The sequence below is a fragment of the Salibaculum griseiflavum genome, assembly GCF_003129565.1.
Lineage (GTDB): Bacteria > Pseudomonadota > Alphaproteobacteria > Rhodobacterales > Rhodobacteraceae > Salibaculum > Salibaculum griseiflavum.
On record NZ_QETF01000009.1, the window covers coordinates 44,881 to 58,608 of the forward strand.

At 63.9% G+C, this 13,728-nt stretch carries 10 protein-coding genes; 9 read left to right on the forward strand and 1 reads right to left on the reverse strand.

The window, feature by feature from the left end:
• Positions 1 to 174: 174 nt before the first annotated feature.
• Together DFK10_RS09655 and DFK10_RS09660 are read left to right on the forward strand one after the other, a co-directional pair.
• Positions 175 to 1,566 carry an aminotransferase family protein gene (locus DFK10_RS09655; RefSeq protein ID WP_109388898.1) on the forward strand — a complete coding sequence of 464 codons (1,392 nt, stop codon included), beginning with the start codon at positions 175 to 177 and terminating at the stop codon, positions 1,564 to 1,566.
• Complete coding sequence (locus tag DFK10_RS09660) at positions 1,563 to 2,264, forward strand: GNAT family N-acetyltransferase (protein ID WP_235866812.1); 702 nt, start codon at positions 1,563 to 1,565, stop codon at positions 2,262 to 2,264. Before DFK10_RS09655 ends, DFK10_RS09660 begins: the two co-directional genes overlap by 4 nt.
• Here DFK10_RS09660 and DFK10_RS09665 read toward each other — a convergent pair.
• The gene (locus DFK10_RS09665) at positions 2,261 to 3,571 is read right to left on the reverse strand and encodes a hypothetical protein (RefSeq protein ID WP_109388827.1); all 1,311 of its coding nucleotides are present in this window, start codon (positions 3,569 to 3,571) and stop codon (positions 2,261 to 2,263) included. The two genes, DFK10_RS09660 and DFK10_RS09665, sit on opposite strands and share 4 nt — an antisense overlap.
• Positions 3,572 to 3,677: 106 nt before the next feature.
• On the opposite strand from DFK10_RS09665, the gene pdxR reads away from it, so the two are divergent.
• From pdxR to DFK10_RS09700, 7 genes are all read left to right on the forward strand, one after another.
• Positions 3,678 to 5,147, forward strand: coding sequence for a MocR-like pyridoxine biosynthesis transcription factor PdxR (gene pdxR, locus DFK10_RS09670; RefSeq protein WP_109388828.1), 1,470 nt, complete (start codon positions 3,678 to 3,680; stop codon positions 5,145 to 5,147).
• Between the two features lie 104 nt (positions 5,148 to 5,251).
• On the forward strand, positions 5,252 to 7,030 hold the full coding sequence (gene xsc, locus DFK10_RS09675) for a sulfoacetaldehyde acetyltransferase (protein ID WP_109388829.1): 1,779 nt from the start codon (positions 5,252 to 5,254) through the stop codon (positions 7,028 to 7,030).
• Positions 7,031 to 7,159: 129 nt separating this feature from the next.
• Positions 7,160 to 8,095: a phosphate acyltransferase gene (locus DFK10_RS09680; RefSeq protein WP_109388830.1), complete on the forward strand. Its 936-nt coding sequence runs from the start codon at positions 7,160 to 7,162 to the stop codon at positions 8,093 to 8,095.
• A complete protein-coding gene (locus tag DFK10_RS09685) occupies positions 8,095 to 9,159 on the forward strand; it encodes an acetate/propionate family kinase (RefSeq protein ID WP_109388831.1) in 1,065 nt (354 codons plus the stop codon). The genes DFK10_RS09680 and DFK10_RS09685 overlap by 1 nt, the downstream gene beginning before the upstream one ends.
• A gap of 103 nt (positions 9,160 to 9,262) precedes the next feature.
• The gene (locus tag DFK10_RS09690; protein ID WP_109388832.1) at positions 9,263 to 12,085 is read left to right on the forward strand and encodes a molybdopterin oxidoreductase family protein; all 2,823 of its coding nucleotides are present in this window, start codon (positions 9,263 to 9,265) and stop codon (positions 12,083 to 12,085) included.
• Complete coding sequence (locus tag DFK10_RS09695) at positions 12,082 to 12,825, forward strand: 4Fe-4S dicluster domain-containing protein (protein ID WP_109388833.1); 744 nt, start codon at positions 12,082 to 12,084, stop codon at positions 12,823 to 12,825. Before DFK10_RS09690 ends, DFK10_RS09695 begins: the two co-directional genes overlap by 4 nt.
• The gene (locus DFK10_RS09700; RefSeq protein ID WP_109388834.1) at positions 12,825 to 13,697 is read left to right on the forward strand and encodes a dimethyl sulfoxide reductase anchor subunit family protein; all 873 of its coding nucleotides are present in this window, start codon (positions 12,825 to 12,827) and stop codon (positions 13,695 to 13,697) included. Before DFK10_RS09695 ends, DFK10_RS09700 begins: the two co-directional genes overlap by 1 nt.
• The last annotated feature ends 31 nt before the right edge of the window (positions 13,698 to 13,728 follow it).

The window sequence follows — 13,728 nt, forward strand, 5'->3', positions numbered from 1 at the left end:
GCCTGTTATTCGGATTTCCGAAAAGTGGCTTCGGCGGAATCGCGCCATGCCCGCCAAACTGGCCCTAACCCAATCCCTGTGCTGGCCCTAACGGGAACGGAGGATTTGAAGTGATGCTGTCCCATCGCGGCGCCCGCCCTGCGCCGCCCAGCGATCAAGCGGAGGCACCCTATGATGGACGGCAACCTGAGCCCCAACGACATTTCCCACGTGGTTGACGCCGACCGCGCCAATGTCTGGCATCACCTGATCCAGCATAAACCGTTCGAAACCGGCGAACCGCGCATCATCATCGAAGGTCGCGGCATGCGGGTCTGGGATCAGAAGGGCAAGGAACACATCGACGCCGTTTCGGGCGGCGTCTGGACGGTGAACGTGGGCTATGGCCGCGAACGCATCGCCAATGCCGTGCGCGACCAGTTGATCCAGCTTCCCTATTTCGCAGGCGCAGCCGGGTCTGTCCCCGGTGCGCTCTTCGCAGAGAAACTGATCGAGAAGATGCCGGGCCTCAGCCGCGTCTACTACACCAATTCCGGGTCCGAGGCGAACGAGAAGGCCTTCAAGATGGTCCGCCAGATCGCGCACAAGCGCCATGGCGGGCGCAAGCACAAGATCCTCTATCGCGACCGGGATTACCACGGCACAACGATTTCCTGCCTGTCCGCAGGCGGGCAGGATGAACGCAATGCCCAATACGGCCCCTTCACACCCGGTTTCGTGCGCGTCCCGCATTGCCTGGAATACCGCAAGCACGAGCAGGACGGTGCCCCGGTCGAAAACTACGGCGAATGGGCCGCAGACCAGATCGAAGAGGTCATCCTGCGCGAAGGACCCGACACGGTGGGCGCGCTCTGCCTTGAACCGGTCACCGCAGGCGGCGGTGTCATCGTCCCGCCCGAGGGCTATTGGCAACGCGTGCAGGAGATCTGCCGCAAGTATGACATCCTGCTGCATATCGACGAGGTGGTTTGTGGCGTGGGCCGCACCGGAACTTGGTTCGGCTACCAACATTATGGGATCGAGCCGGATTTCGTGACCATGGCCAAGGGCGTCGCCTCGGGCTATGCCGCCATCGCCTGCTGCGTCACATCCGAACGCGTCTTCGAGATGTTCAAGGACGATGCCAGCGATCCGATGAACTACTTCCGCGACATCTCCACCTTTGGCGGCTGCACCGCCGGGCCGGCCGCCGCGATGGAGAACATGGCCATCATCGAGGAAGAGGGCCTGTTGGAGAACACCGTGCAGATGGGCGACTACATGCTCGACCAGTTGCACGCGCTGGCCGACAAGCATGCCGTGATCGGCGATGTGCGCGGCAAGGGGCTGTTCCTGGGCGCCGAACTTGTGTCCGACCGCGACAGCCGCGAGCCGGTGGACGAGAAGCTCGCCGCACAGGTCGTGGCCGAGTGTAACGCGCAGGGCGTCATCATCGGCGTGACCAACCGGTCGGTCCCGGGCCGCAACAACACGCTGTGCTACAGCCCCGCGCTGATCGCCACCCGTGACGATATCGACCAGATCATCGCAGCGACGGATACCGCCCTGACCCGCGTCTTTGGATGAACGATCCGCTTATCACCGGCCAAATGCTGAACGCGCAGGGGCAACCTGTGGGCCTGCCTTTGAACGACACGCGCGCGAGGGCCCATCCGCCACGCTCGCCGATGGAGGGCCGGTATTGCCGGCTGGAACCGCTGTCGCCGGACCATGCGCCGGGTCTCTACGCGGCCTTCCGAGAGGATCGCACCGGCACCCTCTGGACATACATGCCGCATGGCCCGTTCGATAGCCCGGACGCCTATGTCGATTGGGTCAAGGCGGTTGCCGGCCATGATGACCCACTGTTCTTTTCGGTGCTGGTCAAGGATGAGCCGCTTGGCGTAGCCAGCTACCTTCGGATCGATCGCGTGGCCCAAAGCCTCGAAACAGGCTGGATCACATTTGCCCCCCGGCTGCAACGGACGGCCGCCGCGACCGAGGCGCATGTGCTGATGATGGCCCGCGCCTTCGACGAGTTGGGATATCGCCGCTACGAATGGAAATGTGACGCGCTCAACGCGGCCTCGCGGCGGGCGGCAGAGCGACTCGGTTTCACTTACGAAGGCACCTTTCGCCAAGCCACGCACTACAAGGGCCGAAATCGCGATACCGCCTGGTTCTCTGTGATCGACAGCGAATGGCCGGCCCTCCAGACCCGTTTCGCGGCCTGGCTCGACCCGGCCAATTTCGACACGGAGGGGCGACAGCGGGAACGGCTCTAGGATTGGTTGTCTCGAAGAAGGGGGTTCTCTCGGGCAAGAAATTCAAGCGCATGACATTGCGATGAGTTGCCCCCCCCTGCGAGGAATGCCGAGACGGCCCCAACACCACCTACATTGAACACCACGTACTCATTCGAACCGTCTAGCCGAAGCGCATTTTCCGGGCGCACCTCATCACCTTGCAAGACTATCGCGCTTGGGGCCCAATCAAAGGAATAACGGCTGGTGTCAGCGGTCCCTTGCAAGACGAGCGTTCCGGTCAATCGGAGCTTGGAATCGCTAGCGACCTCCCCGATCGCTGAAGCTCGGAATGCCACGTCGCATGAAGGGCACTCCATGCTCGCCAAGAATGATCCGGAAAAGTCAATCTTATGTCGGCCGGTCAATCGGAGTTGATCGACGAACAGTCCACTGAATGCCGCAGTGGTGTCTTCCACAACACCCGCGCGGTCAAGTATGATCAGGGCTGCCAGAGAAACCGCCGGATCACGGTCTTCCTGCAGGAACCGTAGTGCAGCGATGACCCTGTCCGCGATCAGTCCTTCCGCCGTCAATTGTCCAATCGCCTTCATGGTGGCTTCGCTCGGCAGCGTCCGAAGTTCCGCCTCGGTATCGGTAGTGACAACGCACGTGTCCCTATCTGGACTGTAGCTCCCCAGGACACCCCATTCCGCACCGGGTGACTGGGCCAAAGCGCTTCCAAATGAAATCGTCTCGACCGTCCCCAACAACTGCTCGCGCAGTTCGCTCACCAATGAAAGCGTCATGATCTCGTTTTGCATCGCGGCCTGTTCGGACTGCTCCGCCATCCGGGTCGTCTGGGCTTCCATGAGGCCACTTTGCGTATCCATCAGGGCCGTCTGTTGATCGAGTTTCCGGTTCTGCTCGAATAGCAGCACCGTCCCGGTAAACGCCCCGAAGGCCAGCAACAGCCCGAGTGCCGAGGCAACCACCCAGCGATAGAAATTCGACCAGACATACCAACCGGTCGCGGCCCTAGCCAATTTTTCCGCTTCCCGTTCGGACTCCTCGCGATCTCCACGGGACGCGGCCGAAATGCCCTTCACCAAAGAGGACACGATTTCGTCCAGCGTCACCTCGCTCTGACCAATCAGCCTCTGGAGAAGCCAATCTCTCAGAAACAACAGGACGACCATCACCAGCACCAGGACTGCGATCGCACCGAACATGAAAGCAGCGATGTTGCGGGCGAGTTCATCCGCCGCCCCCCAGATACCCAGGGCGACCGGCACGATCATCAGAGCCGCGGCAAAGAACCCGATCCAGAAGGCGAAGTGCTTGACCATGGCCCATTGAGACCCGAATTCCTCTGGCAGGCAAGCTTGGATAGCCGCGATACCCCGAATGGCAGTCCAGATTGCATCGGGTTTAAGGCCAGCCTACGCTATCCGAATGGCCATCCCGACCGAATCTTTCTTCCTGCAACCCGGCGCCGAGGGCACGCTGCAGATGCAGATCCGGCAGATGGTGGCCAATGGCATCCTGGAAGGGCGATTTCGGCCGGGCGAGAAGCTACCTTCCTCGCGCAAGCTGGCCGCCCATCTGGGCGTCAGCCGGATCACGGTGACACTGGCCTATACAGACCTTCTGGCCGACGACTATATCGCCGCGCGTGGCCGTTCGGGCTATTTCGTGTCCGACAATGCGCCCGAGCCGCCCTCGTTTCCCGCGCGCTCCCCGGATCGCACCACCGTGGACTGGTCCCGCGCCATCGGCCAGCGGTTCACCGGGCTGGACATGCATACCAAGCCCGCCGATTGGGCCAGCTATCGCTATCCTTTCATCTATGGCCAGGCCGACCCGACCCTCTTCGACAGCGCCAATTGGCGGCTGTGCGGGCTGGAGGCGCTTGGGCGCAAGGATTTCGACGCACTCACAACAGACTATTTCGACAGCGACGATCCGCAGCTGATCGACTTCATCGCCCGCCAGACCCTGCCGCGCCGGGGTATCCTGGCCAAGCCGGACGAGATCCTGCTGACGCTGGGCGCCCAGAACGCCCTGTGGCTGACAGCGCAGGTTCTGCTGACGCAACGCCGCAGCGCCGCCATCGAGGACCCATGCTACCCTGCCCTGCGCGGCATCCTGCAACAGTCGCGCTGCCACCTGCATGCCATCCCGGTCGATCGCGACGGGCTTCCCCCCGAGGCGCTGCCCCGGGATACCGACGTGGTCTTCACCACGCCAAGCCACCAATGCCCGACCTCTGCAACCATGCCCATGGCGCGGCGCCACGCCTTGCTGGAACGGGCCGAGGCCGAGGATTTCCTGATCGTCGAGGACGATTACGAATTCGAGATGTCGTTCCTCAAGCCGCCCTCGCCCGCGCTGAAATCGCTCGATCGCAATGGACGGGTCATCTACGTGGGCAGCTTTTCCAAGTCGCTCTTTCCGGGGCTTCGCCTTGGCTATCTTGTCGGCCCGGCACCCTTCATCCGCGAGGCCCGCGCCCTGCGCGCAAGCGTGTTGCGCCACCCGCCGGGTCATATCCAGCGCACCACGACCTATTTCCTGTCGCGCGGCCACTACGACGCGCTGGTGCGCCGCATGGGCCGCGCCTATGAAGACCGCCGCCGCGTCATGGAACGGGCGCTGCACGATCACGGTCTGACCGTGGCCGGGTCTGGCAGTTTCGGCGGCTCGTCCTTCTGGATGCGCGCGCCCGAGGGCGTCGACACCGAGGTGCTGGCCCGCGACCTGGCGCGGGATAGCGTGCTCATCGAACCTGGCGCCCCCTTCTTTTCCGGGCCCGAGCCGCCGGGGAATTTCTATCGCCTGGCTTACAGTTCGATCCCGGCGCCGCGCATCACCGAAGGGATCAGTCTGCTGGCCAAGGCGCTGGCCTCGCGCCGTTGCGGCTGAGAGAGTTGGCCATAATCTGCATGACCGACTGGACCTAACTCCGACACCCCCGAAACCCTACCGTCCGACCGACCGGAAGCGGGCCGCGAACAGGAGATCACGCAATGAAAATGACCACCGAAGAAGCCTTCGTCAAAACCCTGCAAATGCATGGCATCGAACATGCCTTCGGTATCATCGGCTCTGCTTTCATGCCGATCTCCGACATCTTTCCCAAGGCCGGGATCACCTTCTGGGACTGCGCGCATGAGGGTTCTGGCGGGATGATGGCCGATGGCTACACCCGGGCCTCGGGCAAGATGTCGATGATGATCGCCCAGAACGGCCCGGGCATCACCAATTTCGTGACCGCCGTGAAAACCGCCTATTGGAACCACACGCCGCTTCTGCTGGTCACACCGCAGGCCGCGAACAAGACGATTGGCCAGGGCGGGTTCCAGGAAGTCGAGCAGATGAAACTGTTCGAGGACATGGTCGCCTACCAGGAAGAGGTCCGTGACCCGTCGCGCACCGCCGAGGTCCTGAACCGGGTGATCCTGAACGCCCGCCGCGCCAGCGCCCCGGCGCAGATCAACGTGCCCCGTGACTACTGGACCCAGGTCATCGACATCGACCTGCCCGCCATCGTGGATTTCGAACGCCCCGGCGGCGGGGACGAGGCGATCGCCCAGGCCGCCGACCTGCTGTCCAAGGCCGAATTCCCGGTGATCCTGAACGGCGCCGGCGTTGTTCTGGGTGGCGCGATTCCCGCCTCGATGGACCTGGCCGAGCGCCTGACCGCCCCGGTCTGCGTGGGCTACCAGCACAATGACGCCTTCCCCGGATCGCACCCGCTCTTTGCCGGGCCGCTGGGCTATAACGGGTCCAAGGCAGGGATGGAGCTGATCTCCAAGGCCGATGTCGTCCTGTGCCTTGGCACCCGGCTCAACCCGTTCTCGACCCTGCCGGGATATGGCATCGACTACTGGCCGACGGATGCAAAGATCATCCAGGTGGACATCAACCCCGACCGGATCGGTCTGACCAAGAAGGTTTCGGTCGGTATCGTTGGCGATGCCAAGAAGGTGGCGACCGGTATCCTGCACCAATTGTCGGCCGATGCCGGTGACACGGGCCGCGAGGACCGCAAGGCGCTGATCGCCGAAACCAAGTCAAAATGGGCGCAACAGCTGTCCAGCATGGACCACGAGGATGACGACCCCGGCACGTCATGGAACGAACGCGCCCGCGCCGACAAGCCCGACTGGATGAGCCCCCGCATGGCCTGGCGCGCGATCCAGTCCGCGCTGCCGCGCGACGCGATCATCTCCTCCGACATCGGCAACAACTGCGCCATCGGCAACGCTTATCCGTCCTTCGACGCGCCGCGCAAATATCTCGCCCCCGGCCTGTTCGGGCCCTGCGGCTATGGCCTGCCCGCCATCGTCGGGGCCAAGATCGGCTGCCCCGACGTGCCGGTTGTGGGCTTTGCCGGCGACGGCGCCTTCGGCATCGCGGTAACGGAGCTGACGGCGATCGGCCGGTCGGAATGGCCGCCCATCACCATGGTCGTCTTCCGCAACTATCAGTGGGGCGCGGAAAAGCGGAACTCGACACTCTGGTATAACGACAATTTCGTGGGCACCGAACTGGATACGCAGGTGTCCTATGCCGGCATCGCGAAGGCCTGCGGGCTTGAGGGCGTGCAGGCCAAGACGATGGACGAGTTGACCGCCGCGCTGGACAAGGCCGTGAAGGACCAGATGCAGCACGGCAAGACCACGCTGATCGAGGCGCTGATAAACCAGGAACTAGGCGAACCGTTCCGCCGCGACGCCATGAAGAAGCCGGTGGAAGTGGCGGGCATCGACCCGGCCGACATGAAACCGCAGCGGGTTGCCTGATTTCCGGGCGACCTATCGTGCTCGACTGGTCCCTGCACGCATCATGCGGCACGGAGCATTGGCCTTGTCATCGTCACGTGGTGTGATCGGTTCAATACGGTGCCGATCACTTCACGCAGAGGACATGTCATGACCGATCCCTATCCATTCCTGTCCCGGGTCAAACCGCACGCGCCCGCGCGATTGCTGGACCAGGCCCGCAGCCTGCCGCGCCCCCGCGTGGCGCTAGTCAATGCGGGCGCGGCCCAGCCCCTTGCCGGGATCCGAGAGGCTGCCGAGGCGGGTCTGGCCGAGCCGATCCTGATCGGCGACCGCCCCAAGATCGAGGCCGCGGCCGAGGAAATCGGCTATGACATCGGCGGGTTGCGCTTGATCCACGCCCCCCACGCCGCCGCCAGCGACAAGGCCGCCGAACTGGCCCGCGCGGGCGAGGCCGACGCGATCATGAAGGGCCAGGTTCATACCTCGACCTTCCTCAAGGGGCTGCTGCCCTCTTCGGCGGGCCTGCGTGAAAAGGGCAGCCGCTGCGGGCATGTGTTCCACATCACCGCACCGGACAGCGACAGGCCGCTCCTGCTGACCGATGCGGCGCTGAACGTCGACCCGAGCGTTGAAACGCGGCAGGCCTGCCTGTCGCTGGCCGTGCGGCTGTCGGAACTCCTGGGCGTTGCACGCCCCCGCGCCGCCCTTCTGGCGCCGACCGAAGACCCGATCCCATCCGTTCAGAACACGATGGAAAGCGCGGCCATCGCCACCTGGGCCAAGGACCACCTGCCCGATGCGGATGTAGCCGGGCCAATCGCCATGGACCTGATCCTGTCCAAGGAGGCCGCGCGGATCAAAGGCTATGACAGCCCCGTGGCAGGCGATGCCGATATCGTCGTGACGCCCAACATCACCACCGGCAACGCCATCTTCAAGCTGATGGTGCTGGGCATGGGGTGCTGCGCGGGCGGGCTGGTCATGGGGGCCAAGGTGCCGATCCTGCTGACCTCGCGCAGCCAGGCCGCGCCGGCGCGGCTGGCCTCGGCGGCGCTTGGCATGATCGTGGCGGGGGCAGGCTGATGCTGCTCGTGCTCAATACCGGGTCGTCCTCGATCAAGTTGGCCCTGTTCCGGCCTGACCTTGAACAGGTTTTGGAAGGTCAGGTTGCCGGGATCGGCGGGCAGGCCCGGCTGACCCTCGGCGATGCTGAGAAACACCTGACTGCCGCCAGCCATGCCGAGGGGATCGCGGCCATTCTCGACGCGCTGGAGGAACACGGCATCGCCGCCGCCGACATCACCGCCGCCGCCCACCGCGTCGTGCATGGCGGCACGGCGCTGACTGCCCCGACCCGGCTGGACGAGGCGGCCATCGCGGCGATCGAGGCCAATGTGCCGCTGGCCCCCCTGCACAACCCACCGGCGCTTGCCGGAATCCGCGCCGTCACCGAGGCCCTGCCTCACCTGCCGCAATATGCCAGTTTCGACACAGCCTTTCACGCGGTTCAGCCCGAATTGGCCACCACCTATGCCATCCCAGAAAGCTGGCGCGCCAAGGGGCTGCGCCGTTACGGGTTTCATGGCCTGTCCTATGCGGGGATGGTAACGCAATTTGGCGATGCCCTGCCGCGCCGCCTTCTGGCCCTGCACCTGGGCGCGGGCGTCAGCCTCTGCGCGATCCGCGACGGGCGGTCGGTTGCGACCTCGATGGGCTATTCGCCGCTGTCCGGGCCGACCATGGCGACCCGGTCCGGCGATATCGACGGTATGGCCGTGCTGCGCATGGCCGAGGACATCGGCATCGAGGCGACCGGTCGCGTATTGAACAAGGAGAGCGGCCTGATCGCGCTTGGCGGCACGTCCGACATGCGCCGCCTGCTGGCCGCTGACTCCGATGCGGCGCGCTTTGCCGTCGATCATTTCATCTGGTCGGTCACCCATCAGGCCGGCGCGCTGATCGCAGACATGGGCGGAGTCGACGCGGTCGCCTTCACAGGGGGGATCGGCGAGAATTCGGAAGATATTCGCCAACGGATCATGGACCGGCTGGCCTGGCTCGGCCCTCTGCCTGTTCATGTCATCCCGGCCGAGGAAGAACGCCAGATCGCCCGCGATGCGGTGGCCCTGATCGGAAAGGAGGGCTGAAATCGCATGGCTTCCCTTTCATATCGGGCATTGCCGGCGGGGCTGCGACCTCTGGCAATCCGGACATATTGATATAGTATTGATGCAGGGAGGACTCTGACGGATGGCCAAGGACCAACCGCATCTGGATACGTCGCCGCACGTGTCCGACGAGGTGCGCAAAACCACCTGCTACATGTGCGCCTGCCGCTGCGGGATCAACGTGCACATGAAGGACGGAAAGGTCGCCTATATCGAGGGCAACCGCGACCACCCCGTGAACCGGGGCGTGCTCTGCGCCAAGGGCAGCGCCGGGATCATGCAGGTCAACGCACCCTCGCGGCTGCGCGCGCCCTTGAAACGGGTCGGACCGCGCGGCTCTGGCGAGTTTGAGGAAATCAGCTGGGACGAGGCGCTGGAGATCGCCACCGGCTGGCTCAAGCCGCTGCGCGAGACAGCCCCCGAAAAGCTCGCCTTCTTCACCGGCCGCGACCAGTCGCAAAGTTTCACAGGCCTTTGGGCACAATCCTTCGGCACGCCGAATTACGCGGCCCATGGCGGCTTTTGTTCGGTCAACATGGCGGCGGCGGGCATCTACACGATGGGCGGGGCCTTCTGGGAATTCGGTCAGCCCGACTGGGAGCATACCAAGCTGTTCCTGCTTTTCGGCGTGGCCGAAGACCATGACAGCAACCCGATCAAGATGGGCATCGGCAAGATCAAGGAACGCGGAGCGCGAATGATCGGGATCAACCCGATCCGGTCAGGATATAATGCCGTGGCGGATGACTGGTTCGGGATCACGCCGGGCACCGACGGCCTGTTGATCATGGCGCTGATCCACGAGCTGATGAAGGCTGGCAAGGTGGACCTCGACTATCTTGCACAATTCACCAATGCGGCCTGCCTGATCGACAGCGATCCGAAATCCGACAGCCACGGTTTGTTGCTCAAGGACAGCGATGGCCAGCCGCAAGTCATAGACCGCCGGACTGGGCACCTCGCGCCATGGAACGGGCAAGGTGTGCAGCCGGACCTGTCGGGCAGCTATCGCCATGCCGGGATCACCCACCGGCCCGTTTTTCATGCCATGGCCGAGCGGTTTCTCGATCCGCAATGGGCGCCCGAGCAGGCCACCGAAAAGACCGGCATCAGCGCCGAGCGCATCCGCGCCCTTGCGGCCGAACTGGCCCGCGTGGCCTTTGACGAGGCCATCGAGCTGGACCGGGAATGGACCGATTTCCGCGGCGTGACCCATCCCAGGATGATCGGGCGGCCGGTTTCAATGCACGCCATGCGCGGCATCTCGGCCCATTCCAACGGGTTCCAGACCGCGCGTGCCCTGCATACGCTGCAAATCCTTTTGGGCGCGGTGGAAACCCCGGGCGGCATGCGCTTCAAACCGCCCTATCCCAAACCGCATACCGCGCATCCGAAACCGCATTGCAGGGTCACGCCCGGCGCGGCACTGGACGGCCCGCATCTGGGCTATCCGCAAGGCCCCGAGGACCTGTGCCTGAACGAAGCCGGCGGCCCGGCCCGCATCGACAAGGCGTTTTCCTGGGAAAACCCGCTATCGGCCCACGGCATGATGCATATGGTCATCTCCAACGCGCATGCCGGTGATCCCTACAGGATCGACACGCTGTTCCTCTACATGGCGAACATGTCGTGGAACTCGTCGATGAACACCCGCCAGACCATGCAGATGCTGACGGATACCGACGAGAACGGCGATTACGTCATCCCGCGCATCATCTATTCCGACGCCTATAGCTCGGAAATGGTGGCCTATGCGGACCTTGTGTTGCCCGACACCACCTACCTGGAGCGGCACGATTGCATTTCATTGCTGGATCGTCCGATCTGCGAGGCCGACGCCGTGGCCGATGCGATCCGCTGGCCGGTGGTAAAGCCGGACCGCGACGTGCGCGCCTTCCAATCCGTGCTGTGCGACCTTGGCGCGCGGCTGGACCTGCCCGGTTTCGTGGCCGAGGACGGCAGCCAGAAATACGCAGATTATGCCGACTACATCACCAACCATATCCGCCGCCCCGGGATCGGACCTCTGGCGGGTTGGCGCATGGGCGATAGCGGCCTGCAACATGGTCGAGGCGAGCCCAACGCAGGCCAGTTGGACAGCTATATCAGGAATGGCGGCTTCTGGATGGAGCATGTCCCCGAGGGGGCGTCCTATTACAAACCCTTCAACGCGGCCTATCAGGATTGGGCGGTCGAGATGGGCTTCTACGATAGCCCGCAGCCCTATATCTTTTCGCTCTATTCCGAACCGCTGCGGCGTATGCAGATGGCCGCCGAGGGCAAGGGGGCGCACCAGCCGCCCGAACACCTGCGGGATCGCCTGAAGACCCATATGGACCCGTTGCCGTTCTGGTCGGAACCGTTCGGCGACGCTGCCGCAAAAGAATACCCGGTCCATGCGCTGACCCAGAGACCAATGGCAATGTACCATTCCTGGGGCACGCAAAATGCCTGGCTACGTCAAATTCACGGACAAAATCCGCTCTATCTGCCGACGAGAATCTGGCAGGCGCACGGCTTTGAAGAGGGTGATTGGGCGGTCGTCAGCTCACCCACCGGATCGATCACGGTGCCTGTCGCCCATATGGCCGCACTGAACGAAAATACCGTCTGGACATGGAACGCCATCGGCAAGCGCAAAGGGGCATGGGCGCTGGACCCCGACGCGCCAGAGGCGACAAAGGGCTTTCTGCTCAATCACCTGATCCACGAATTGCTGCCCGAAAAGGGCGACGGCCAGCGCTGGTCCAATTCCGACCCGGTGACGGGCCAGGCCGCGTGGTTCGACCTGCGGGTGAAGATCGAGAAGGCCCCGGCGCCGAAAGAGGCGCAGCCGGCCTTTGGCCCGATCAAATCGCCGGTCCCGCAAGCCCCTGAAACGCTTGACTGGAAGGTGGGACAATGACGACCCTGCCCGAGAAAACCGACCGCAAGCTCGGTCTCGTCATCGACCTGGACACCTGCGTGGGCTGCCATGCCTGCGTGATTTCCTGCAAAGGCTGGAACACGGAAAACTACGGTGCACCGCTGGCCGATCAGGATGCCTATGGCGCCGACCCTTCGGGCACCTTTCTCAACCGCGTCCACAGCTACGAGGTGCAGCCGGAAACCGGCCCTGCGCAACTGGTGCATTTCCCCAAATCCTGCCTGCATTGCGAGGACGCGCCCTGCGTCACGGTCTGCCCCACCGGGGCCAGTTACAAGCGGGTCGAAGACGGGATCGTCTTGGTCAATGAAAGCGATTGCATCGGCTGCGGGCTTTGCGCCTGGGCCTGTCCCTATGGCGCGCGGGAAATGGACCCGAGTGCAGGGGTGATGAAGAAATGCACCCTTTGCGTCGACCGCATCTATAACGAGAACCTGCCCGAGGAAGACCGCGAACCGGCCTGCGTGCGCACCTGCCCGGCGGGGGCACGCCATTTCGGCGATTTCGCGGACCCTGACAGCCATGTCAGCAAGCTGACCGCGGAACGCGGTGGCATGGACCTGATGCCGGAGCAGGGCACCAAGCCGGTCAACAAGTACCTGCCGCCGCGCGACCGCGATATCGACGTGCTCGCGCCCTTCCTCGAACCTGTTGCCGAGGACAGCAAGGGCTTCCTCGGCTGGCTCGACAAGACCCTCTCCAAGGTCGGAGGCGCCTGATGCATCCCGCACCCTCTGTCATCATCTTCACGTCGCTGTCGGGGCTGGGCTTTGGCCTGCTGTTCTGGATGGGACTGGGCTTTCTCGCCCCGACCGGCTGGGTCGCCTTTGCCTTTTTCACCATCGCCTATCTTCTGGCGGTGGGCGGGCTCTTGGCCTCGACTTTCCACCTGGGCCACCCGGAAAGGGCGCTCAAGGCCTTTACCCAGTGGCGCACGAGCTGGCTGAGCCGCGAGGCCTGGGCCTCGGTCCTGGCCCTTGTCACCATGGCACTTTACGGCGCGGGGCTGGTGTTTTTCGCCAACCGCTGGGCTGTTCCGGGCTATCTGGGCGCGGCACTCAGCCTGGCCACGGTCACGACCACAGCAATGATCTATACGCAGATGCGCACGGTGCCACGCTGGCACAATGCAACCACGCCGGCTATGTACCTCTCGTTCAGCCTGGCGGGCGGGGCGCTGTTGGCGGGACAAGTCACGCTGGCCACCTGGCTGCTGCCCATTGCCGGGGTGGCCCTGGTGGCCCATTGGGTGGTTGGCGACAAGGCACTGGCCCGGTCCGGCACGACACTGGCGAGCGCAACGGGATTGGGCGATCGCGGCACTGTGCGAAGTTTTGAGCCGCCACACACCGGGACGAATTACCTGCTGCGAGAGTTCGTGCACGTGGTGGGCCGCAAGCACAGCCTGACCTTGCGGGTCATCGCGCTGCTTTCAGGTTTCGTGCTGCCGGTCCTGATCCTGCTGGCCGGGTTCAGCCATGCGTTGGCCGCCGTCGCAGTCCTGCTGCACTTGGTCGGCGTTTTCGCATCACGCTGGTTGTTCTTCGCCGAAGCGGAACATGTGGTTGGCCTCTATTACGGAAAGCGATAGCGTTAGCGCAATCACATCCAAGCAAGGCCCA